The organism is [Empedobacter] haloabium, from assembly GCA_008011715.2.
Lineage (GTDB): Bacteria > Pseudomonadota > Gammaproteobacteria > Burkholderiales > Burkholderiaceae_D > Rugamonas > Rugamonas haloabia.
The window spans coordinates 6,256,179-6,279,327 of the sequence record CP136508.1 but is presented as its reverse complement, the minus strand read 5'-3'; the positions used below and the strand labels follow the sequence as shown (position 1 = coordinate 6,279,327).

Annotated in this window: 22 protein-coding genes; 1 reads left to right on the top strand and 21 read right to left on the bottom strand. The window is 60.5% G+C overall.

What is annotated here, in order from left to right:
* Positions 1–32: 32 nt before the first annotated feature.
* From E7V67_027400 to E7V67_027325, 16 genes are all read right to left on the bottom strand, one after another.
* The gene (locus tag E7V67_027400; GenBank protein WUR13366.1) at positions 33–677 is read right to left on the bottom strand and encodes a hypothetical protein; all 645 of its coding nucleotides are present in this window, start codon (positions 675–677) and stop codon (positions 33–35) included.
* A complete protein-coding gene (locus tag E7V67_027395) occupies positions 674–2,692 on the bottom strand; it encodes an AAA family ATPase (GenBank protein WUR13365.1) in 2,019 nt (672 codons plus the stop codon). Before E7V67_027395 ends, E7V67_027400 begins: the two co-directional genes overlap by 4 nt.
* Positions 2,693–2,830: 138 nt before the next feature.
* Positions 2,831–3,256, bottom strand: coding sequence for a F0F1 ATP synthase subunit epsilon (locus E7V67_027390; protein ID WUR13364.1), 426 nt, complete (start codon positions 3,254–3,256; stop codon positions 2,831–2,833).
* 52 nt (positions 3,257–3,308) lie between these two features.
* Positions 3,309–4,709: a F0F1 ATP synthase subunit beta gene (gene atpD, locus E7V67_027385; protein ID WUR13363.1), complete on the bottom strand. Its 1,401-nt coding sequence runs from the start codon at positions 4,707–4,709 to the stop codon at positions 3,309–3,311.
* Between the two features lie 30 nt (positions 4,710–4,739).
* Complete coding sequence (gene atpG, locus E7V67_027380; protein WUR13362.1) at positions 4,740–5,615, bottom strand: F0F1 ATP synthase subunit gamma; 876 nt, start codon at positions 5,613–5,615, stop codon at positions 4,740–4,742.
* Between the two features lie 55 nt (positions 5,616–5,670).
* Positions 5,671–7,212, bottom strand: a complete 1,542-nt coding sequence (gene atpA / locus E7V67_027375; protein WUR13361.1) for a F0F1 ATP synthase subunit alpha — start codon at positions 7,210–7,212, stop codon at positions 5,671–5,673.
* 79 nt (positions 7,213–7,291) lie between these two features.
* Positions 7,292–7,825: a F0F1 ATP synthase subunit delta gene (locus E7V67_027370; GenBank protein WUR13360.1), complete on the bottom strand. Its 534-nt coding sequence runs from the start codon at positions 7,823–7,825 to the stop codon at positions 7,292–7,294.
* Positions 7,826–7,827: 2 nt separating this feature from the next.
* Complete coding sequence (locus E7V67_027365; GenBank protein ID WUR13359.1) at positions 7,828–8,298, bottom strand: F0F1 ATP synthase subunit B; 471 nt, start codon at positions 8,296–8,298, stop codon at positions 7,828–7,830.
* A gap of 37 nt (positions 8,299–8,335) precedes the next feature.
* Positions 8,336–8,617 (bottom strand): F0F1 ATP synthase subunit C, encoded by a 282-nt coding sequence (gene atpE, locus E7V67_027360; protein ID WUR13358.1) that lies wholly within the window; start codon positions 8,615–8,617, stop codon positions 8,336–8,338.
* A gap of 64 nt (positions 8,618–8,681) precedes the next feature.
* Complete coding sequence (atpB, locus tag E7V67_027355) at positions 8,682–9,479, bottom strand: F0F1 ATP synthase subunit A (GenBank protein WUR13357.1); 798 nt, start codon at positions 9,477–9,479, stop codon at positions 8,682–8,684.
* A 66-nt stretch (positions 9,480–9,545) separates the two neighbouring features.
* A complete protein-coding gene (locus E7V67_027350; protein ID WUR13356.1) occupies positions 9,546–9,914 on the bottom strand; it encodes an ATP synthase subunit I in 369 nt (122 codons plus the stop codon).
* 378 nt (positions 9,915–10,292) lie between these two features.
* On the bottom strand, positions 10,293–11,177 hold the full coding sequence (locus E7V67_027345; protein WUR13355.1) for a ParB/RepB/Spo0J family partition protein: 885 nt from the start codon (positions 11,175–11,177) through the stop codon (positions 10,293–10,295).
* A 54-nt stretch (positions 11,178–11,231) separates the two neighbouring features.
* Positions 11,232–12,002 (bottom strand): ParA family protein, encoded by a 771-nt coding sequence (locus E7V67_027340; protein WUR13354.1) that lies wholly within the window; start codon positions 12,000–12,002, stop codon positions 11,232–11,234.
* A gap of 111 nt (positions 12,003–12,113) precedes the next feature.
* Entirely contained in the window at positions 12,114–12,779 is a 666-nt protein-coding gene (gene rsmG, locus E7V67_027335; protein ID WUR16357.1) for a 16S rRNA (guanine(527)-N(7))-methyltransferase RsmG, read from the bottom strand.
* Positions 12,779–14,707: a tRNA uridine-5-carboxymethylaminomethyl(34) synthesis enzyme MnmG gene (gene mnmG, locus E7V67_027330; protein WUR13353.1), complete on the bottom strand. Its 1,929-nt coding sequence runs from the start codon at positions 14,705–14,707 to the stop codon at positions 12,779–12,781. Before mnmG ends, rsmG begins: the two co-directional genes overlap by 1 nt.
* Positions 14,708–14,892: 185 nt before the next feature.
* Positions 14,893–15,657 (bottom strand): TSUP family transporter, encoded by a 765-nt coding sequence (locus tag E7V67_027325; protein WUR13352.1) that lies wholly within the window; start codon positions 15,655–15,657, stop codon positions 14,893–14,895.
* 89 nt (positions 15,658–15,746) lie between these two features.
* Between E7V67_027325 and E7V67_027320 the strand changes: the two genes are divergently transcribed.
* Positions 15,747–16,904: an iron-containing alcohol dehydrogenase gene (locus E7V67_027320; GenBank protein ID WUR13351.1), complete on the top strand. Its 1,158-nt coding sequence runs from the start codon at positions 15,747–15,749 to the stop codon at positions 16,902–16,904.
* A gap of 18 nt (positions 16,905–16,922) precedes the next feature.
* On the opposite strand, the gene E7V67_027315 is transcribed toward E7V67_027320, so the two are convergent.
* The 5 genes from E7V67_027315 to E7V67_027295 all read right to left on the bottom strand — a co-directional run bounded on the left by E7V67_027315 (position 16,923) and on the right by E7V67_027295 (position 23,118).
* Positions 16,923–18,980 carry a 3-hydroxybutyrate oligomer hydrolase family protein gene (locus tag E7V67_027315; GenBank protein WUR13350.1) on the bottom strand — a complete coding sequence of 686 codons (2,058 nt, stop codon included), beginning with the start codon at positions 18,978–18,980 and terminating at the stop codon, positions 16,923–16,925.
* An 83-nt stretch (positions 18,981–19,063) separates the two neighbouring features.
* A complete protein-coding gene (locus tag E7V67_027310; protein ID WUR13349.1) occupies positions 19,064–20,038 on the bottom strand; it encodes a branched-chain amino acid ABC transporter permease in 975 nt (324 codons plus the stop codon).
* 10 nt (positions 20,039–20,048) lie between these two features.
* A complete protein-coding gene (locus E7V67_027305; GenBank protein WUR13348.1) occupies positions 20,049–20,933 on the bottom strand; it encodes a branched-chain amino acid ABC transporter permease in 885 nt (294 codons plus the stop codon).
* Positions 20,934–21,036: 103 nt separating this feature from the next.
* Positions 21,037–22,245 carry an ABC transporter substrate-binding protein gene (locus E7V67_027300; protein ID WUR13347.1) on the bottom strand — a complete coding sequence of 403 codons (1,209 nt, stop codon included), beginning with the start codon at positions 22,243–22,245 and terminating at the stop codon, positions 21,037–21,039.
* 135 nt (positions 22,246–22,380) lie between these two features.
* Entirely contained in the window at positions 22,381–23,118 is a 738-nt protein-coding gene (locus E7V67_027295; protein ID WUR16356.1) for an ABC transporter ATP-binding protein, read from the bottom strand.
* Positions 23,119–23,149: the final 31 nt, after the last annotated feature.

The following is a 23,149-nucleotide window of genomic DNA, read 5'->3' as shown; positions in this document are numbered from 1 at the left end:
CAATAGTCCGCCGATCACTCTGCAAACACTGGTCATCGAAAATCCCCACATTTCGTATCGAGGAAATGACAATCAGACTCCACGTCAAGAATATCGACGAACACCTCTGGAGTGACTCGACCAGCCAAACCCAGCTTGAATGTACCGGACGAGGTATAACTGATATCAAGATGATGCAGGGGATGCCTCTTGCCGTCTGCTCTGATGGGGTCATGGTCATAGCGCAAATAATTATCCTCGAACATCATCAGTTCTCGCACTAAGCCCCATAAATCTTCATGATCCTCACCCGCCTCTATTACTGCGTCAGCAAAACCGAATATATCAGTAAAATCGGTATAATGTCTACTATTGACGAGCGCGAGTATTTCTGAGGTAATGCGGTGATCGATGTCGTCACAGTAATCTGATTCAAACCGCAGACAATCCTCTTGTTGTAAAGTAGTGAACGGAAAACTGATGGAAAAAATCTTGTCCACTGCGGAAAAAATTAGCCGGTTCATTGACGAAACCCGTAGTGTAAGCATCCCTGCGGTTCGTTCCGTTGGAAGCTTATCCCCAACCAACATGATCTTTATGGTGTTCATAAGCAGACGTATCACGTCGACTTTTGTCCTTAATGGCGAGAACAATAGATCAACCTGGCGCTTATCCAGACCGAAGTGGAATACCTTCACATTTTCACCCCAGTGATTCGATTATATGTGTAGCGAACCGTATCAGATACCGTTTCGTGATCGAAAACCTCATTCAGCATAATTCTAGTCGCGTCGAAAACCTGCTTTCTATACGCTGCAGGAATTCCCAACTCTTCAAAAATACCATAGACAAAATCATAAAACGACACATTCTTTTTGGCGCCGGCGATCGTTGTGCGAATACGCTCCTTTTCAGGAGGGCTGGGCTCCTTAATAAGCATTGCACCATTATCCTCGATAGTTTTCAGGCCTCTACGTAAAATTGGCAAAAGCTCTACATTTAGCTCACTCGACAGTATAAGGTACGATTTGATGAACGATCGCGTCATTGTCATATAGAGGGAGTTGCGTTGAGTGTAGCTGTCACCGATATACTCGCTCACACAGATAACAAACGGAAACTCTAGGCCCTTGACATTATTCTTGTTAGTAATGAAGATAGCATCTTTTAACTTCTGCTTTGTCTCATATGCTTTATTTACCTGCCAGTCAAACTCTCGTGGTATGTGGAAGGCCAAAAAGTCTGCGATAGCATAGACTCTCTTACCAGTTCCGAGAAACACGATACCAATATCGTCCGCGAGAACTGTAGGGTTCTCGGCCCGAATCGATCTTAAAATCGACATTACTGCTGATTCAACTTCCTCGTCTTTTTGTAGAGACACTAGCTCTACACTGCTAAGTTTCGCCGGATCAATATCCTCAAAACGGCGTAGAGGTTCACGCGTAAGTTGCAGAACTCCGGGAGCTGGTCGATTAACGATATAGCCACAGTTGGCCCATTCGGAATCCTCGAGCCAATTAAGCTTTTTGGCTTCAAAGAGGCCCATTCCAAGGGCGTGTGAAAACATCAATGTACGAGGATCAGTCCGATAGCACTTACTCAACAAAAAATCGGACGATATTTCATCAATCTTTTCTGAATCAAAGATGCTCTGGAAAATATCCCCTGCGATATATACTGTATTCTTCGTTACCTTCTGACAAAGCTGCAGAAACTCGCTCGGAAAGTCTTGGCTTTCGTCAACCAACATATAATCAAAAGCAAAACTACCCTTATTAGAAGAGCTCTCGATTTCTGTAAGCGCGATTTGACAAGCACGGGCAAAAGTCATCGAACCACTAAATCGATGGAACGAAATTTCATAAAAATTGGTTATAAAACTGTAAGCGCCAGAATTTTCGTTATTTTGTGAGCCCCATGCACTGACACACCAGAGTCGCTCTTCCCACTTAATTTGTTCCTCCACTTTCATAAAAGTGAAGAAGTCAGGAATGCGCTTTCTCAACGTGTCAGATAGGACGTGATTGTGGCACGTGAACATGATTCTGGAGTTTTGCTGAGATACATACAGCTCCTTTAGCTTATGTAGCAGCAGTTCAGTTTTCCCTGTTCCTGAAAGCCCTTGTATTGTGATCGGCGACTTATCCAACTTCTGGTAGACGAATCTGGTTTGATCACCATCAAAAAGCAATATTTTTTGCTTTACCTTATCAAGTATATTATTTGGAAGATCACCCTTAACCTTCTCAATATCATTGATACTGCCTGTAAGGAGGGAAATAAGCAGCTCCACCCGCTTTTTTTCCATGCCATCCGTAATTTTTATCGGCTCAAGAAATTTGGCGACGTCATCCAACTCCAAAGAATATTCTTGGATATGAAGTAGTCTATCTTTCCACTCTCTAGGACGACCGATCAAAGACTTATACCTAAACTTGTCTGAGATCGAGCCAACATCTTCTACAAAATCTGCGAAATAGTCGCTAAAATCGTCCGGATCGCCACCAAAATTTAAAAATGTAATTTTAAAGTCAGGAATCAGAAGAACAAAACCGTCCTTAAAATCATAGTTATATTTGGTGTCTCCTAAAGGTCTATCAATTACAAAGACTTGCCGCTTAAATTGGTCGGCATAATTTTCCAAGGAATCCAAAAAGGCAGAATTTTGTTCATTTTTTTCCGCTTGGCAAAAGAAGTAACTGCTCGACATAATCGTTCCTATACGTAGTATGTTCTGTCTCGACTCGTTGAGCAGGCACTGTAGACGAGATCAGCTTTGCTGCATTGTGGCAGAACATCAGACACAAAAAAAGGCAGCCGAGGCTGCCTTTTTAGGGATGCGTCCAGATCAGTGCTTGGTCTGGCGCAGTTTGGCGATCGCTGCCAGCTGGCCGATGGCCGCTGCCAGTTCCGCCTGGGCTTTCGCGTAGTCGATGCCGGTCTTGTTGTTGGCCAGGTTCTCTTCCGCCAGTTTTTTGGCGGCTTGTGCCTTGGCTTCATCCAGGTCGGCGCCACGGATCGCGGTGTCGGCCAGTACCGTCACGGCGTTCGGCTGCACTTCCAGCAGGCCGCCGGCAACGAAGACAAACTCCTCTTCCGACTTGCCTTGCACCTGGATGCGTACCGCGCCCGGACGGATACGGGTGATCAGCGGCGTGTGCTTCGGGTAGATACCCAGCTCGCCCTGTTCGCCCGGCAACGCGACGAACGTGGCTTCGCCGGAGAAGATCAGCTCTTCTGCCGAGACCACGTCGACGTGAATAGTATTTGCCATTGTCAATCCTAAGGTTGAACGGCCCCACGTGCGTCACGTGGGGCCATCTCGATTAGCCCAGCTTCTTGGCTTTTTCGATGGCTTCTTCGATCGTGCCGACCATGTAGAACGCCTGCTCCGGCAGGTGATCCAGTTCGCCGGAAGCGATCATCTTGAAGCCCTTGATCGTGTCCTTCAGCGAAACGTACTTGCCTGGCGAGCCGGTGAACACTTCAGCGACGTGGAACGGCTGCGACAGGAAACGCTGCATCTTACGAGCGCGAGCGACCAGCAGTTTGTCTTCCGGTGCCAGTTCGTCCATGCCCAGAATCGCGATGATGTCGCGCAGTTCCTTGTAGCGCTGCAGCGTGCCCTGCACGGCGCGCGCCGTGTCGTAGTGCTCCTGGCCGACGACCAGCGGGTCCAGCTGGCGCGAGGTCGAGTCCAGCGGGTCCACGGCCGGGTAGATACCCAGCGAAGCGATGTCACGCGACAGAACGACGGTGGAGTCCAGGTGACCGAAGGTCGTCGCTGGCGACGGGTCGGTCAAGTCATCCGCAGGGACGTAGACGGCCTGGATCGACGTGATCGAACCGGTCTTGGTCGACGTGATGCGCTCTTGCAGGCGGCCCATTTCCTCGGCCAGCGTCGGCTGGTAGCCCACGGCGGAAGGCATACGGCCCAGCAGTGCGGACACTTCCGTACCGGCCAGCGTGAAGCGGTAGATGTTATCGACGAAGAACAGAACGTCCTTGCCTTCGTCACGGAACGATTCGGCGATCGTCAGGCCGGTCAGCGCGACGCGCAGACGGTTGCCTGGCGGCTCGTTCATCTGACCGTAGACCATGGCCACTTTGGAGTTGCCCAGGTTTTCCAGGTCGACGACCTTCGCATCGGCCATCTCGTGGTAGAAGTCGTTACCTTCACGGGTACGCTCACCCACGCCGGCAAACACGGACAGACCCGAGTGCGCCTTGGCGATGTTGTTGATCAGTTCCATCATGTTGACGGTCTTGCCGACGCCGGCGCCGCCGAACAGGCCGACTTTACCGCCCTTGGCGAACGGGCACACCAGGTCGATCACCTTGATGCCGGTTTCCAGCAGGTCTTGCGACGGCGACAGCTCGTCGTAAGCCGGTGCCACGCGGTGGATCGAGGCGATCTGTTCTTGCGAAACAGGGCCGCGCTCGTCGATCGGGTTGCCCAGCACGTCCATGATGCGACCCAGGGTGCCTTTACCGACCGGCACCATGATCGGCTTGCCGGTGTTCTGGATGGTCATGCCGCGACGCAGGCCGTCGGAAGAGCCCAGCGCAATGGTACGGACCACGCCGTCGCCCAGCTGCTGTTGAACTTCCAGGGTCAGCTCGGAGCCTTCCATTTTCAGCGCGTCAAAAACCTTAGGCATCGCGTTGCGCGGGAACTCAACGTCCACCACAGCGCCGATACACTGAACGATTTTGCCATCAGCCATGTTCGTTCCTTCAAATATAGTTAAATTCGTTTAAACCGCGGCCGCACCGGACACGATTTCAGAGAGTTCTTTGGTAATTGCTGCCTGGCGGGTCTTGTTGTAGACCAGCTTCAGCTCGCCAATGACGTTACCGGCGTTGTCGCTGGCGGCCTTCATCGCCACCATCCGCGCCGATTGCTCGGACGCCAGGTTTTCCGCGACGGACTGGTACACCAGCGCTTCCACGTAGCGTTCCAGCAGTTCGTCGATGACGGTCGCTGCGTCCGGCTCGTAGATGTAGTCCCACTGGTGGGCCGACTTGTCGGTAGCGCGCTTGTCCGCCGTCAGCGGCAGCAGCTGCTCGACGACCGGTTCCTGCTTCATCGTGTTGATGAACTTGGTGTAGCACAGGTAGACGGCGTCCAGCTTACCTTCCTGGAACTTCTCCAGCATTACTTTCACAGGGCCGATCAGCTTGTCCAGGTGCGGCGTATCGCCGATCTGGGTCGCCTGCGCCACCACGGGCACGCCGACGCGGTTCAGGAAACCCAAACCCTTGTTGCCGATCGCCACGGCTTCGATCTTGTTGCCGGCCGCTTCCAGTTCACGGGTTTTCGCCGTCACCTGGCGCAGCACGTTGGTGTTCAGGCCACCGCACAGACCCTTGTCGGTCGTGACGATGATGAACCCCACGGCTTTCGCTTGCGTCCCCTGGGCTTCGGCCAGGAACGGGTGCGTGTATTCCGGATTGGCGCTTGCCAGGTTCGTCGCGATCACACGAATCTTGTCCGCGTAGGGACGGGCGGCGCGCATGCGATCCTGCGCCTTGCGCATTTTCGATGCGGCGACCATTTCCATCGCCTTCGTGATCTTCTTCGTATTTTCTACGCTCTTGATCTTGCCACGTATCTCTTTGCCTACTGCCATGAGTCCTTACTCCTTCTGCGTCGGAAGGCGGCCCCGTCGGGGGCCGCCAGCACGCTTAAAATGCGCCCGATTTCTTGAAATCAGCAATGGCGGCGGACAGCGCAGCTTCGCCATCCTTGTCCAGTTGCTTGGTTTCTTCGATCTTGGACAGCAGAGCGGCTTGCTTGGTCTTCAGGTAAGCGTGCATGCCTGCTTCGAACGCCAGCACCGACTTGACCGGCACATCGTCCAGGAAGCCCTTGTTGACGGCGAACAGCGATGCAGCCATCGTGGAGATCGACAGTGGCGAGTACTGCGCCTGCTTCAGCAGTTCCGTCACGCGGGCACCGCGCTCGAGCTGCTTGCGGGTCGATTCGTCCAGGTCCGAAGCGAACTGCGCGAACGCAGCCAGTTCACGGTACTGTGCCAGGTCGGTACGGATACCGCCGGACAGGCCCTTGATGACCTTGGTCTGGGCAGCGCCACCGACGCGCGACACCGAGATACCGGCGTTAATCGCAGGACGGATACCGGCGTTGAACAGCGACGTTTCCAGGAAGATCTGGCCGTCGGTAATCGAGATCACGTTGGTCGGCACGAATGCCGAGACGTCGCCCGCTTGCGTTTCGATGATCGGCAGGGCCGTCAGCGAACCGGTCTTGCCCTTGACGGCGCCGTTGGTGAAGGCTTCGACGTAGTCGGCGTTCACGCGGGCTGCGCGTTCCAGCAGACGGCTGTGCAGGTAGAACACGTCGCCTGGGTACGCTTCGCGGCCTGGTGGGCGGCGCAGCAGCAGGGAAATTTGACGGTAGGCGACAGCTTGCTTGGACAGGTCGTCGTACACGATCAGGGCGTCTTCGCCGCGGTCGCGGAAGTATTCGCCCATCGTGCAGCCCGAGTAGGCCGAGATGTACTGCATGGCGGCCGATTCCGAAGCGGAAGCGGCGACGACGATCGTGTATTCCATCGCGCCGTGCTGTTCCAGCGAACGCACGATGTTCTTGATGGTCGATGCCTTCTGGCCGATGGCGACGTAGATACACGTCATGCCCTGGCCCTTCTGGTTGATGATCGCGTCGACTGCGACAGCCGATTTACCGGTCTGGCGGTCGCCAATGATCAGCTCACGCTGGCCACGGCCGATCGGCACCATCGCGTCGATCGACTTCAGGCCGGTCTGCATTGGCTGCGACACGGACTCACGGGCGATAACGCCCGGTGCGATCTTCTCGATTGGCGAGGTCAGCTGCGTGACGACCGGGCCCTTGCCGTCGATCGGCTGGCCCAGGGCGTTGACGACGCGGCCGCGCAGTTCCGGACCGACCGGCACTTCCAGGATGCGGCCGGTGCACTTGACCGTGTCGCCTTCCGAGATGTGCTCGTAGGAACCCAGGATAACGGCGCCGACGGAGTCGCGCTCCAGGTTCATCGCCAGACCGAAGGTGTTGCCAGGGAATTCCAGCATCTCGCCTTGCATCACTTCGGACAGACCGTGGATGCGGCAGATACCGTCGGCAACCGAGATAACGGTGCCTTGATTGCGCACTTCAGCGCCGCCATCAATGCCTTGGATCCGGCTCTTGATCAGCTCGCTGATTTCAGATGGGTTGAGTTGCATACTAACTCCTAATTGTTTTCTCTCAGCTTGCGCGAGGGTATAAGGGTCTGCCGAAGCGGGCGGCGGCTACGCAAATGTCTTACGACACCAGCGCGACACGCAGCTGTTGCAGCTTGGCGCGTACCGAAGTGTCCAGCACTTCGTCGCCGACCACCACGCGTACGCCACCGATCAGCGATGGATCCACCGTGACGCTTGGGTTGAGCTTGCGGCCGAATTTCTTTTCCAGCGTGGCGACCAGGCCTGCCGTCTGGGCAGCGTCCATATCGAATGCGCTGGTGATGTCGGCATCCGCCGCGCCTTCCACGCTGTTTTTCAGCTCGTGGAATTGCACGCCGATTTCCGGCAGCAGTTCGATGCGGCCGTTTTCGATCAGCATCGAGAGGAAGTTGTTCGCTTCCGCGTTAAGCGGCGATTTCAGCAGGCCCTGGATGACCGACGCCACATCGCTGTCGGACACTTTAGGGTTGCGGGCATATGCCAGCACCTCGGGATGGGCACCGATCTGGGCCAGTTCGGACACCAGATCGGACCACTGCGCGAGGTTGCCAGCCTGGGCTACGCGGAAGAGGGCTTCCGCGTAAGGACGGGCGACGGTTGCGAGTTCAGCCATGATTACAGCTCGGTCGCAAGGCGGTTCAGCAGGTCGGCGTGGGCCGACGCGTTGACTTCGCGCTTCAGGATTTGCTCGGCGCCCTTCACAGCCAGGTCGGCGACCTGGGCACGCAGTTGCTCGCGGGCCTGGGTGACTTGCTGGTCGGCTTCGGCCTTGGCGGTCGCGATGATGCGGTCCGCTTCGGCCTTGGCGTTGGCCTTGATCTCTTCAGCGATCAGCTGAGCACGCTTTTCAGCGTCCGCGACGCGCTGGGCAGCTTCGTCACGGGCGGAGGCCAGGGCTTCCGCGGCGCGCTTTTCAGCGGCCGCCATCGAGGCCTGGCCCTGGTCGGCCGCAGCCAGACCGTCCGCAATACGCTTGGCACGCTCATCCAGCGCGCTATTGAGCGCCGGGAAGACGAATTTCATCGAGAACCAGACGAGCACCGCGAAGGTGATCATCTGACCGATGAGAGACGCATTGATGTTCATACCTTGCTCCTAAAAAGTTTCCCCGGTTGGAGCGTTATTACTGAGCTACGGCGGCGGTCAGGGCGGTCAGGAACGGGTTGTTGAACGTGAACAGCAGCGACACACCAACGCCGATCATCGAGATCGCGTCCAGCAGACCGGCGATCACGAACAGTTTGGTTTGCAGTTGTGGCATCAGTTCAGGCTGACGTGCCGACGCTTCCAGGAACTTGCCACCCAGGATTGCGAAGCCCAATGCGGTGCCGATGGCTGCCAGACCAATGATGATTGCGACGGCCAGAACGGTCATGCTTTGTACTTGTGCGATCAGAGCTTGCATTTGAGATTTCTCCTAAGATTTAAAAAAACTACAGATACCGAAAAAGTGAAAACAATATTGCGAATTAGTGCTTCTCAACCGCGAGGCTAAGGTACACGACCGTCAGGGCCATAAAGACGAAAGCCTGCAGGGTCACAATCAGGATGTGGAAGATTGCCCATGGACCACCCAGCAGCCACTGTGCCCACCATGGCAGCAGCGCGATCAGGATGAAAATCAGTTCGCCGGCATACATATTGCCGAACAGTCGCAGCGACAGCGAAATTGGCTTGGCGAACAGTTCCAGCATCTGGAAGATGAAGTTCACCGGTGCCAGGAAAATGGCGGCGATGCCGTGCGCGTGGAACGGTGCCGTGAACAGTTCCTTCATGTAGCCGCCCGCGCCCTTGGCCTTGATCGAGAAGCCGATAATGCACAGGAACACGCCGAAGGCCATGCCGAAGGTGTGGTTCACGTCGGCGGTCGGGACCACGCGCAGCTTGTACACGCCGAAGAATTCCAGGATTTTCGGCAGCAGGTCCACCGGCAGGAAGTCCATCGCGTTCATCAGCCAGACCCAGACGAAAATCGTGATCGCCAGCGGCGCGATCACGGCGCTTTTCGCATGGAAGGCGCTGTTGACCGTGTCGTTGACCAGTTCCATGATCCATTCGACGAAGTTCTGCAGCTTGCCCGGCACGCCGGCGGTGGCGCGCTTGGACGCCATGTAGAACACGCCCAGGAACACGAAGCCCAGGATCAGCGAGATCCAGAACGTGTCCAGATTGAACATGCCGTCGGCGGTTTGCAGGTGGGAAAGGTGGTGCTGGATGTATTCGGTGGCGTTTGCCGGGGCTGCGTGCCCCCCGTGTTCAGTGGTCATAGTTAGTGATATTGAATTTAGAATTGTTGTCCGAACCTTCCGATCACGGAAGGTCTAAACCGGCGATTAAACTGCGAGCAGTGAAAACCAGTACGCCAAGGTCGCCACTGCAAAACCCAAGATCAGCCAAACATTAGCGGCCGACTGAAACAGCACCAGCGCCGCAATAAACAGCACTGCTGTAATGAATAACTTCACCATCTCGGCGAGCTCATGCCGCCGTAACGCCGCTTTGGCGTCCCTGCTCCCGCTCGCGACGATCAGCGCGTACACCCCGCTGCCGATCACCGCGATCGCACCGCCCATGGCGGCGGACCAGCCTTTCTCCACCCCGGCGAAATACGCGACGAGGGCGGCGAAAAGGACGGCGATTGTGAATTGCAGGGCCACGATGCGGTACACCGGCCGGGCGATACTTTGTGCAGAATCACTCACTTGCCGACCTTCTTAACGTAGCTTGTAGACCCAAAGACACGGGATTATAGGTCGCTAACATGAAGCACGTCAAACATGCTGCACCGCATCAGAGCAAAGGGGACAACATTGCAACACCGGCAGAATCTTGTCGCACCAGCTTGGTGCGGCGACAACCCTGCATGAATGCCTTAACGGAGCCTTAAGCGCTGCCAAAGCCTCAATCTTGCCACAATCGCGCTGCTTTGGATACAAATCCGATGCTGGCGCGACAACTTCGCTGCCCGGACTTTGTGCAAGGCGTACGCCACCGTCCGGTGCCTCGCCCGATATCGGGACAGTGGCGGCCCGGACAATGGCAGAACTTCACGGGAATAAAAGTGTTTTTAGAGTAAACACTCAGCCCCGCAGGCGGGCAATGACGCCGTCCAGGATGTCCAGGTCGGCAAAGTCGATGATCATCTGGCCACGTCCCTTGGCGCCGATCTTGAACACCACCGGGGTCGCCAGTGTATCGGACAGTTCTTCTTCCAAGCGCTTGATATCGCCGGACTTTTCCCGCGCCTTGGTGTCTGGCTTGGCGGTCTGCTCCTCGATGGTGCGGTTGACGAGCTTTTCCGTTTCACGCACGGATAGGCGTTTCGCTACGACAACATTGGCCAGCGTGATCTGGGCGGCCGCGTCGACGGCCAGCAGCGCCCGGGCGTGACCCATGTCGATGTCGCCGGCCATCAGCATCGTCTGCACGGGTGCGGCCAGGTTCATCAGGCGCAGCAGGTTCGAGACGGCGCTGCGCGAGCGTCCCACCGCATGGGCGGCTTGCTCATGCGTAAAACTGAAATCCGTGATCAGGCGGTGAATGCCCTGGGCTTCTTCCAGCGGATTGAGGTCTTCGCGCTGGATGTTCTCGATCAGCGCCATCGCGGCGGCGGCCGTGTCGTCCACGTCGCGCACCAGCACGGGAACGTTTTCCAGTCCAGCAATTTGTGCCGCACGGAAACGTCGTTCGCCGGCGATGATCTCGTACGTCGTCTTGCCGTCCTTGCCGGTACCGACCGGCCGTACCAGGATCGGCTGCATGATGCCCTGCGTCTTGATCGACGCGGCCAGTTCGTTCAGGCTGCCCTCGTCCATCCGCGTGCGCGGCTGGTATTTGCCGGGTTGCAACTGAGCAACAGCGAGTTCGGAGGGTTTGCCGCCCTGGTCGGCCGGATCGGCGGGATCGCCGCCGCCCAGCAGCGCGTCGAGGCCGCGCCCCAGGCCTTTGAGTTTTTTGGTTGCCATGTGAATAATCGTTGTAGTTATTAACACCGGGGACAGGTGCCTGTCCCCAGGGTTTTACATCTTCTTGATCCGCTTGACCATCTCCGCCCCGAAGGCGATGTAGGCCTGGGCCCCCTTCGAGCTGGGATCGAACGTCACGCCCGGCATGCCATAAGATGGCGCCTCGGCCAGCCGTACGTTGCGCGGGATGATGGTCTTGAAAACCTTGTCGCCGAAGTGCTGCTCCAGCTGGGCCGAGACCTGCTGCGACAGCGTCATGCGCGGATCGAACATCACGCGCAAGAGGCCGATGATCTTCAGGTCCGGGTTCAGGTTCGCATGTACCTTCTTGATCGTGTTGACCAGGTCGGACAGCCCTTCCAGCGCGTAATACTCGCACTGCATCGGGATGATGACGCCATGCGCGGCGCACAGGCCGTTCAGGGTCAGCATCGACAGCGCCGGCGGGCAATCGATCAGGATGAAGTCGTAGTCCTTGTCGACCAGGGCCAGCGCGTCCTTCAGGCGCGACTCGCGCCGTTCCAGTTCCACCATCTCCACTTCGGCGCCGGCCAGCTCGCGGTTGGACGGCAGCACGTCGAAGCGCCCTGCTTCCGAGCGCTGACGCGCCGTGGCCACGTCGGCCGTGCCGAGCATGACTTCATAGGTGGATGCCGCCAGGCCGGCCTTGTTGATGCCGGCGCCCATCGTGGCATTGCCCTGCGGGTCCAGGTCGACCAGCAGCACGCGCTGGTTCAGCTTGGCCAGGCCGGCCGACAGGTTGACCGTGGTGGTGGTCTTGCCGACGCCGCCCTTCTGGTTTGCTACGCAAAAGATTTTCGCCATGTAGTTTTCTTGTTGATGCGTCGTATTGGACTAAACTATTTATATTGTTTATTCTGTTTATACTATTTATACGGTATAAACGATTTATACTGTTTATACGATATAAACGATTTATACTGTTTCCGCCCGCTGCACGAAAACCAGGTGCCGCTCCGCGTCCAGCCCCGGCACCCGTAAAGCCTGCAAATCCTGCACTTTCCAGTCGCCCTGCAGCCGCTCCTGCAGTCGCGCCCGTTCGTCCTCCGGCGCCGTGCCTTTCAACGCGATGAATCGCCCGTCCTCGGCCAGCAGGTGCCGGGACCACTCGATAAAATCGCTGAGGTCGGCAAAGGCGCGGCTGGTAATCACGTCGAACGGCTGCTTCACGTGCAGGTCCTGCACTTTTTTCGTGTAGACGGTGACGTTGGCAAGACCCAGCTCGACCTTCACCTGCGTCAGGAACGCGGTTTTCTTGTGTACCGTGTCGATCATCGACACGTTCATGTCCGGCCGGGCAATGGCCAGCACGATCCCGGGCAAGCCACCGCCCGCCCCCACGTCCAGCACATTGGTGGCAGCGACGAAAGCCGGCACGGCGGCCAGCGAATCGAGCAGGTGCAAGGTCATCATTTGCACCGGATCGCGCACGGAGGTCAGGTTGTAGACATGGTTCCACTTGTGCAGCAGGGCCAGATAGTCCAGCAACTGATCCTGTTGGGCCTGCGACAGGTCCAATTGCAGGCCCTGGAGGCCATTTTTCAGCAGTTGCGCCAGGGTGGCGCGCTCGAACAGGGCCATCAAGCAGCCTCGTCTTTCAGGTTGACGAAGCCGCCATAGCCGGCCTTCTTCAGGTGCACCAGGAGCAGCGAGATCGCCGCCGGCGTCACGCCGGAGATACGCGAAGCCTGGCCCAGGGTTTCCGGACGGTGCTTGGCCAGCTTCTGACGTACCTCGACGGACAGCGCCGCGATATCCAGATAGTTAAAACCTTCGGGCAACTTCAGGTTTTCATAATGCTCGTGGCGCTCCACTTCCTTCAGCTGGCGCTCGATATAGCCGGAATACTTCAGCTGGATTTCCACCTGTTCCTGTACCGCCGGGTCGGTCACGCCGGGGCCGCCCAGGTTCTGGCCTTCCGTACCGGTCAACGTGACCAGCTGGTCGTAGTCGACGTTCGGACGGCGCAGCAGGTCGGCCAGCGAATACTCGCGCTCGATCGCCTGGCCGATCACCCGCTCGGACTCGGCCGCGGCGAGGATGCGGGGGTTCACCCACGTCGATTTCAGGCGTTCCAGCTCGCGTGCGACGGCTTCGCGCTTGCGGTCGAAGGCTTCCCACTGGGCGTCACCGACGACGCCCAGCTGGCGGCCGATCTCGGTCAGGCGCATGTCGGCGTTGTCTTCGCGCAGCGACAGGCGGTATTCGGCGCGGCTGGTAAACATCCGGTACGGCTCCTGCACGCCCTGCGTGACGAGGTCGTCCACCAGCACGCCCAGGTAGGCTTCCGAGCGCGCTGGCACCCAGGCTTCCTTGCCCTGCGTTTGCAGCGCCGCATTGATCCCGGCCAGCATGCCCTGCGCGGCAGCCTCTTCGTAGCCGGTCGTGCCGTTGATCTGGCCGGCGAAATACAGGCCCGCAATGGCCTTGGTTTCCAGCGATGCCTTCAGGCCGCGCGGGTCGAAATAGTCGTATTCGATGGCGTAGCCGGGGCGCAGGATGTGCGCGTTTTCCAGGCCTTTCATCGAGCGCACCAGGGCGATCTGCACGTCAAATGGCAGGCTGGTCGAGATGCCGTTCGGGTAGAACTCGTGCGTGGTCAGGCCTTCCGGCTCCAGGAAGATCTGGTGCGATTCCTTGCTGGAGAAGCGATGGATCTTGTCCTCGATCGACGGGCAATAGCGGGGGCCGACGCCCTCGATGACGCCGGTGTACATCGGGCTGCGGTCCAAGCCGCCACGGATGATGTCGTGCGTCTGCTGGTTGGTGTGGGTCACCCAGCATGGCAGCTGCTTGGGGTGCATGGCCGTGTTGCCCATGACGGAAAACACCGGCACCGGGTCGAGGTCGCCGGGCTGTTCCGTCATCTGGCTGAAGTCGATGCTGCGGCCGTCGATGCGCGGTGGCGTGCCCGTTTTCAGGCGCCCCTGCGGCAGCTTCAACTCCTTCAAACGGCTCGACAGCGACAGCGCTGGCGGGTCGCCGGCACGGCCGGCCGAGTAGTTCTGCAGCCCCACGTGGATCTTCCCGTCCAGGAAGGTGCCGGCCGTCAGCACGACGGCACGAGCCAGGAACTTCAGACCGATCTGCGTGACGGCGCCGACGACACGGTCGCCCTCCACCATCAGGTCGTCCACGGCCTGCTGGAACAGCCACAGGTTCGGCTGGTTTTCCAGGCGCGAACGGATGGCCTGCTTGTACAGGATGCGGTCGGCCTGGGCACGCGTGGCGCGCACGGCCGGGCCTTTCGAGGAATTCAGGATGCGGAACTGGATGCCGGACTCGTCCGTGGCAATGGCCATGGCGCCGCCCATGGCGTCCACTTCCTTGACCAGGTGGCCCTTGCCGATGCCGCCAATGGAGGGATTGCAGGACATCTGGCCCAGGGTTTCGATGTTATGCGTCAACAACAGCGTCTTCTGGCCCATGCGTGCGGAGGCCAGGGCGGCTTCGGTACCGGCATGGCCGCCGCCCACGACGATGACGTCGAATTCAGTAGGAAATAACATGGTGAGGGAATGATTCGAAGGGATTGAACTAGAATTATAGAGTTTTTTCAGTGCTGCGAATTTTTTAAGCAGAAATTTCACTGCGATGTTTCACGTGGAACAGCGTCCGGTGGAATGTTTTTGGTTTCACGTGGAACAAAAAAAACCCGGCTAACGCCGGGTTGTCCTCTGTTCCACGTGGAACGTCACCACCGCTGCCAAGCATCCCAGCCCGTCTTGACGATCAGGACCGAGACCACCACCAGGAACACGCGGCGCACGAAACCGCTGCCGTGACGCATCGCCAGCTTCGTGCCGATCAGCGACCCGGCCACCTGACACACGGCCATCATCAGCCCCAGCTGCCACAGCAGGTGACCGCTGTAGCCGAACCACATCAGCGCCGACAGGTTGCACGCCACATTCACCACCTTCGCCACGGCCGACGCACCGAGGAAGTCAAAGCCGAACACGCGCACAAACAGGAACACCAGGAAGCTGCCGGTGCCGGGACCGAAGAAGCCGTCATAGAAGCCGATACCGGCGCCGCTCAGCACGGCAAACACCTGTTCGCGCCGCCCGGTATGCAGCGGCGCGTGCACGCTGCCGAAATCCTTGCGGCGGAACGTGTAGACGGCCACAGCCAGCAGCACGATGGGCAGCAAGGTGCGCATGAAGTCGGCCGGGATGTGCGTCACGGTGTAGGCGCCGCAAAAGGCGAACAGGAAGGCCGCCACCGCGGCCGGTGCCGCCGTCGACCAGGCGATCGACACGCGTCGGGCGTAGTTCACCGCGGCGGCCGCGGTACCGAAGATGCCGGCCAGCTTGCTGGTACCCAGCAGCGTGGCGGGCGCCGTGTTGCCGAACACGGAGAACAGCACGGGAATCTGGATCAATCCGCCTCCCCCCACCACCGCATCCACCAAGCCGGCGGCAAACGCCGCCACTCCCAACATCGCGTAATCGAGCATCGTGTCTCCCCTGAACGAGCTCGACATTGTACGGAAGAACCGGACAGCGGGTTCTGGTAAGCTGGCCATCACGACCACAGGGAGAGCGTATGAAGGACTTCGTCTTCAGCACCGTCGGCCAGATCGTTTGCGCACTGGGCGCCGCCGGCCAACTCGGCCAGCACGTCCGGCACCGCTTCCCTGCTGCCCGGCGCGCGCTGCTCGTTACCGATCCAGGCTTCCTTGCCACCGGCCTGACGGTCGCTCCACTGCGCAGCCTCGAAGCCGCCGGCTTGGTCGTCCACGTGTACGCGGACGTCGTGGCCGACCCACCGGAAGCCGTCGTGCTGGCCGCCGCCGACGTCGCCCGTGCCCACGGCACCGACCTTGTCATCGGCCTGGGCGGCGGCAGCTCGATGGACGTCGCCAAGCTGATTGCCGTGCTGGCTGCGAGCGACCAGCCGCTGCCGCAAATGTACGGCATCGACAATGTGCGAGGCGAGCGCCTGCCGCTGGTACAGGTGCCGACCACGGCCGGCACCGGCTCGGAGGTCACCAATATCGCCATCGTCACCACGGGCGCGACCACCAAGATGGGCGTGGTCGCCCAGCAGCTGTATGCCGACATTGCCATCCTGGACGCCACCTTGACGGTGGGCCTGCCGCCGCGCGTCACGGCCGCGACGGGCATCGATGCGATGGTGCACGCGATCGAAGCCTATACCAGCCGCCATAAGAAAAATCCGCTGTCCGACCACCTGGCGCGGCAAGCGCTGCAGCTGCTGTGCACCAACCTGCTGGCGGCCTGCCGCGACGGCCACGACCTGGCGGCACGCCAGGGCATGCTGCTGGGCGCCCTGCTTGCCGGCCAGGCGTTTTCCAATGCGCCCGTCGCGGCCGTCCACGCGCTGGCTTATCCCATCGGCGGCACGTTCCACGTGCCGCACGGGCTGTCGAACGCACTGGTCCTGCCGCACGTACTGCGCTTTAATTTGCCGGCCGCGATGGCGGCCTATGCGGAGTTGGCGGAGGTTGCCATCCCGGCCGTAGGTGGCAGCACCGAGGCGCGGGCGATGGCATTGGTGGCGGCCATGGAGCAATTTGCCGTCGCCACGGGGATCGAGCGGACGCTGCGGGAAGTCGGGGTGACGGAAAGCGATCTCGACCGGCTGGCCGACGACGCGATGCTGCAGACGAGATTGTTGGGCAATAATCCGCGCGACGTGACGCGCGCGGATGCATGGGCGATCTACCGGGCCGCCTACTGAACCGGCCCGGCCGTCGCCTTAGTCGGGGATGGTGACCGTCGTGCCGCTGACGGTGATGGCGTTGATGCCCGGCGCGGCCGAGATCGGCGGCACATTCTGCACCGTGATCGGCACGCTGTTGTCGCCGCGCGTGGTGGTGCGTACCAGCTGCGAGGGCGGCAGCGCCGTCGCGCTGTTCTTCAGGTTGGCATACACGGCGTCCAGCGCGCGGAACAGGTAGACATGCAGCGGCACGATCACGTTCGGCAGCGCATTGGCAAACGAATCGAAGTGGTTGGCGTTCGTCACCTCGATATAGCGCAGCTTGCTGTTGGCGCCCTCCACCGCCGCGTTCAGGCCCAGATAGGCGCGCGAGGCGTGATTGACGGGAATCAGCGCATCGGACCGGCCGGACACGATGATCGCCGGCTTGCCCTTCAGGTTACCCGTCGCCTGCACTTCCGCCATGCCGGCTTTCACGCGCGCGCTCAACGCCGCCGCCTCGCCGGTCAGCGCATTGCCCGTCACGGGATCGAGGCCCGTCGCCAGGCCGCGCAGGCACAGGAAGCCGTCCAGCGACTGGTCCTCAATGCCGCTCGATGGCGACACGCCCAGGTTGTACGCCTTGGCGCCTCCCACCGAGTCTTCGTAGATCGGCGTGCCGACGATGCCATTCTGCGTCGCGAAGCTGGATGCCTTTTGCGCCGCCGAGAACACGATCGGATTGCCGCTGGCATCGACCGGTGCCCAGTTGAAACCGCACACCTTGTCGGTGACGGAAAACTTGCCGTAAGCATTGACGTACGTGACGGCCACCAGCACATTGGTCAGCGCATGCAGGCCCTGCAGCGGGTCGGCGTCCGCCGTCCAGCCGTAGGCTTTCAAGCGCGCCTTGGCATCGTTCTGGCGCGCCACCAGGTCGGTGCCGTTCAGCAGCCCTTTCTGTACCAGCGACGCGCAGCGGCCCGCGCCGCCGGCGATGCAAGGCTGGTACAACGCCGCGTAGCTGGAATAGTCCAGCAGCGCCTTGCCCTGCGCCGGCACATTGGCACCGCCCTGGCGGACCGTGTAGCCGGTGTTCTTGTCCGGCTGGACCTGCGGCTCGGTGGCGGCCACCGCATCGATCAGCCCCTTGCTATCCTGCTCGGCCGCCAGCAGCGCCGACCCGGCGCCGTTGGAGATGCTGGACGCGATCGTCAGCGTGTTGGCGGGCGTGAAGCGCACCGTGCGGCCGCCGTCGCTGGTCTGCACGCCATAGCGTTCGTTCAGCACGTAAAAGGCGAACTCGACCGCCTGTAACGTGATCTTGCCCCAGTCTTTTTCAGGGTTCTGCTGCGAGTGCGCGTGCTTGAACGCGACCCGGCCCGGATACTGTTGCGCGAACGCGGTGCGCTGCGCGTCCGTCAGCTCGGGCGCGAAGGTGGCGTTCTTGCCAGCTGCCGCGCGCGTGGCGCGCACGCCGTTCTGTGTGTTGACACTGTCGTCGTCAAACGTGTACAGACCGGTGCCGCTGCCCTTGTCCGCATACGCGACGGCGCAGTTGTTCTTCAGCCCCCACTCGCCGGCGCTGCCGATCGCTCCATAGATGCCGCGCGAGCCGCTGGACGTGCCCGTCACGATGCACGGGTTGGCCGGGTCGAAGCTGTTCGGGACCTGCACCATCAATGTGACGTTTTGCCTGCCGCTGCCGTCATCGGCATAGGCCAGGTATTCCGTGCCGGCCACCATGCCACTGCCATTGGTGACACCACCGGCCGCGTTGACGTTCGGCCCGTACAAGCTGCCGTAGCCGCTGTTGGCCGAGATGTCGAGCACGGCGCGGTAGTTGGCAAAGATGGCGTTGCGGCGCAGCTCGCGCGCCGTCGGATTGGCGGGATCGTTGTAGACCGGCGGCGTGGCGGCCGCCAGGCCGGTCGTGCCCAGCCCGGCCGTCAGCAGGTCGTCCGACGTGCCGTCGTAGCTCGTGCTGGTCACCGTGCCCAGGTAAGCCGGCTTCTGGTTGACGGCGGTCGGATCCTCGTCGCGGTGGTGGTCGCCACAGGCGGACAGCGCCAGCCCGACGGCCAGCGCGATGACGGTTTTCGATGGTGTCTGCATAAGTCTCTTCCTTTTATTGTTAATCGAGGCTAGTCGCCTGCAATGCTGCCGAAAAAAAACGCCGGCTGCGCCGGCGTCTGGATTCAGGCTGGTTTTCGCCTGCCGAAGTGCGCCACGATTTCGCCGACAATGCCGCGCCGGAACAGCAGCACGCACGCCACGAAGATCAGGCCGGTCACCATGCTGACCGCTTCGCCCAGTGTACCGAACCACTCGATGCCTGTGCCGTTGGCAAGCATGGTGCCGAAGTCGCCCAGCTTGTTTTCCAGCGCAATGATGACGATGGCGCCCAGCAAGGGACCGGCCAGCGTGCCCATGCCGCCGACCAAGGTCATCAGGATCACCAGGCCCGACATCGTCCAGTGCAAGTCCGTCAGCGTCTCGAAGCCCAGCACGACCGTCTTCAAGGCACCCGCCAGCCCGGCCAGCGCGGCCGACAGCACGAACGCCACCAGCTTGTATTTCTCGACGTCGTAGCCCAGCGAGATGGCACGCGGCTCGTTTTCCTTGATGGCTTTGAGCACTTGGCCGAAGGGCGAATGCACGGTCCGGACGATCAGCGCGAACGCGAACACCGCCACGGCCAGGACGACAAAGTACAAGGTCAGGTCGCTCGACAGATCCAGCGTGCCCAGCAGTTTACCCCGCGGCACGCCTTGCAGGCCGTCCTCCCCGCCCGTGAAGTCGGTGAAGCGCAGGCCGCCGAAGTACACCATCTGCGCCAGCGCCAGGGTGATCATCGAGAAGTAGATGCCGGCGCGGCGGATCGCCAGCGCGCCCATCACGAGGCCCACCAGCGCCGCGGCCACCACCCCGGCCAGCACCGCCAGCTCGAGGGGCAGGCCCCAGTTCTTCAACGCATTGCCGGCCACGTAGCCGGCCGAGCCGAAGAAGGCCGCGTGGCCGAACGACAGCAGGCCCGTATAACCGATCAGCAGGTTGAACGCGCAGGCAAACAAGGCAAAGCACAGCAGCTTCATCAGGAAGACGGGATAGCCGACGAACGGCGCCGCCAGCGCGACGGCCAGCGCCAACCCGTAACCGATTTGTTTATTCATGGATGACCTCTTATTTTTCCTTGCCGAACAGGCCGGCGGGACGCAGCAGCAGCACGATGACCATCACGAGGAACACGACCGTGGACGAGAACTCCGGGTAGAACACCCGCGTCAGCCCTTCGATGACGCCCAGCCCCAACCCGGTGACGATCGAGCCCATGATGGAACCCATGCCACCGATGACGACGACGGCAAACACGACGATGATCAGGTTCGAGCCCATCAGCGGCGAGACCTGGATGATCGGTGCCGCCAGCACCCCGGCGAAGCCGGCCAGCGCCACGCCGAAGCCATACGTCAACGTCACCATCAGCGGCACGTTGACACCGAAGGCCTCGACCAACTTCGGGTTTTCCGTGCCGGCACGCAGGTAGGCGCCCAGCTTGGTGCGCTCGATAACGTACCAGGTGGAGAAGCACACCAGCAGCGAGGCGACCACCACCCAGCCGCGGTAGTTCGGCAGGATCATGAAGCCCAGGTCGGAGGCGCCTTGCAGCAGCTCGGGCGTCTCGAACGGCTGGCCGGACACGCCGTAGAACGAGCGGAACACGCCTTCGACCAGCAAGGTGATGCCGAACGTCAGCAGCAGGCCGTACAGGTGGTCCAGCTTGTACAGCCAGCGCAGCATGGTTTTCTCGATGACGATGCCCAGCGCCCCCACGACCAGCGGCGCGGCCAGCAGCATCATCCAGTACGACAGGCCCAGGTAGGTCATGCCCATCCAGGCGACAAACGCCCCCATCATGTACATCGCGCCATGGGAGAAATTGATGACGTTGAGCAGGCCGAAGATGACAGCCAGGCCGAGCGACAGCATGGCGTAGAACGAGCCGTTGACGAGCCCCAGGGTCAGCTGGCTCATCACGACAGGCAAGGGATATCCGAATAGTTCCATGGCTCAAGGAAGTGGGTTGGTGGAGCGGCACGCGCGGCCATGAAACGACGACCGCGCCAGGAACGGCCGGGCGGATCGCCCCGGCCATCCGGGCATCAGCCCGTCATTTCCACAGCGCGCACTTGGACTCGGCCTTCGTCATGTAGGCCTGCTCGCCCGGGATCGTCGCGACCAGCTTGTAGTAGTCCCAAGGGTATTTCGATTCCGACGGCTTTTTCACTTCCATCAGGTACATGTCGTGCACCATGCGGCCGTCCGGGCGGATCACGCCGTTCTTGGCGAACATGTCGTTGATCGGGGTTTTCTTCAGGTAGGCCATGACCTTGTCGGAATCGTCGGTGCCCACCGCCTTGACGGCCTTCAGGTAGTTCGACGCGGCCGAGTAATCGGCGGCCTGCAGCATCGATGGCTCCTTCTTCATCTTGGCGAAATAGCGCTTCGACCAGGCGCGCGTGTCGGCGTTGGCGTCCCAGTACCAGCCATCCGTCAGGTACATGCCCTGCGTTGCGTTCAGGCCCAGCGAGTGAATGTCGTTGATGAAGATCAGCAGGCCGGCCAGTTTCATGCTTTTCGTGACGCCGAATTCGTTGGCCGCCTTGATGGAGTTGATCGCGTCGCCACCCGCGTTGGCCAGGCCCAGGATCTGCGCCTTCGACCCCTGCGCCTGCAGCAGGAAGGACGAGAAGTCGGAGGCGGACAAGGGATGCTTGACGGCGCCCAGCACCTTGCCGCCGCCCGCCTTGACGACGTCCGCCGTGTCCTTCTCCAGCGAGTGGCCGAACGCATAGTCGGCCGTCATGAAGTACCAGTTCTTGCCGCCCTGCTTGACGATGGCGGCGCCGGTGCCGCGCGCCAGCGCCACGGTATCGTAGGCGTAGTGGATCGTGTAGGGCGTGCATTCCTCGTTGGTCAGGCGCGAGGAGCCGGCGCCGATCGAGATGAAGATTTTCTTCTTGTCGGCCGCCACCTTGGCCATGGCCAGGTTGGCGCCGGAGTTGGTACCGCCGATCAGCATGTCCACGCCTTGCTGGTCGAACCATTCGCGCGCCTTGGAGGCGGCAATGTCGGCCTTGTTCTGGTGGTCGGCGGAAATGAACTCCACCTTCTTGCCGGCGATGACGACGCCGGCGTCGGCGATGGCCATCTTGATCGCCTCGGCGCCGCCGGCACCGTCGATATCGGTGTACAGGCCGTTCATGTCGGTGATGAAACCGATCTTGATCGTGTCGCCCGAGACCTGGGCGTGGGCCGGGAAGGCGAGGCCCATTGCGCAGAGGGCAAAGGCGGCAGTGGCGATAGCTGTGCGTTTCATAGTCTTGTCTCCGTTGGTAGGTACTGCCGCGGCCGGTCGGCACGGCGGCGTCCGTTACTTTGTTAAAACGCAGCGCCGCCAGCGGCGGCGTGCGCATCTTCCCTGCTCTACTGTTGTGCAGCTGTGGCTTGTGGCTTACACGCCCAAGAGCTCGGTCAACACCGGCATCTTGGCTTCCAGCTCGGCGGCGGCAAACGTCTCGACGATCTGGCCGTGCTCCATCACGTAAAACCGGTCCGCCAGCGGTGCGGCAAAGCGGAAGTTCTGCTCGACCATGACGATCGTGTAGCCCTTGGCCTTCAAGGTGCGGATCATGCGCGCCAGGCCCTGCACGATAACCGGCGCCAGGCCCTCGGAAATCTCGTCGAGCAGCAGCAGGCGGGCGCCCGTGCGCAGGATGCGGGCCACGGCCAGCATCTGCTGTTCGCCGCCGGAAAGGCGCGTGCCCTGGCTGTGGCGGCGTTCCTTCAGGTTCGGGAACATCTCGTAGATCTCGTCGATGCTCATGCCCTTGTTGCCGGTCTTGAGCACCGGCGGCAGCATCAGGTTTTCCTCGGTCGACAGCGACGAGAAGATGCCGCGCTCCTCCGGGCAGTAACCGATGCCCAGGTGCGCCACCTGGTGGGTCGGCAGGCCGATCGCCTCCTTGCCGTTGACCTTGATGGAACCCTTGCGCGCGCCGGTCAGGCCCATGATGGCGCGCAAGGTCGTCGTGCGGCCGGCGCCGTTGCGGCCCAGCAGCGTGACGACCTCGCCCTGGCGCACCGAGATGTTGACGTCGTGCAGGATGTGCGATTCGCCGTACCAAGCTTGCAGGTGGCTGAGCTCGAGCGCCACGCTGGCCGCGGCGGCGCCCGGCGCGGGCGGCGGCATGCCGGCGGCGGGGTGGCTGGTGCCGCGCTGG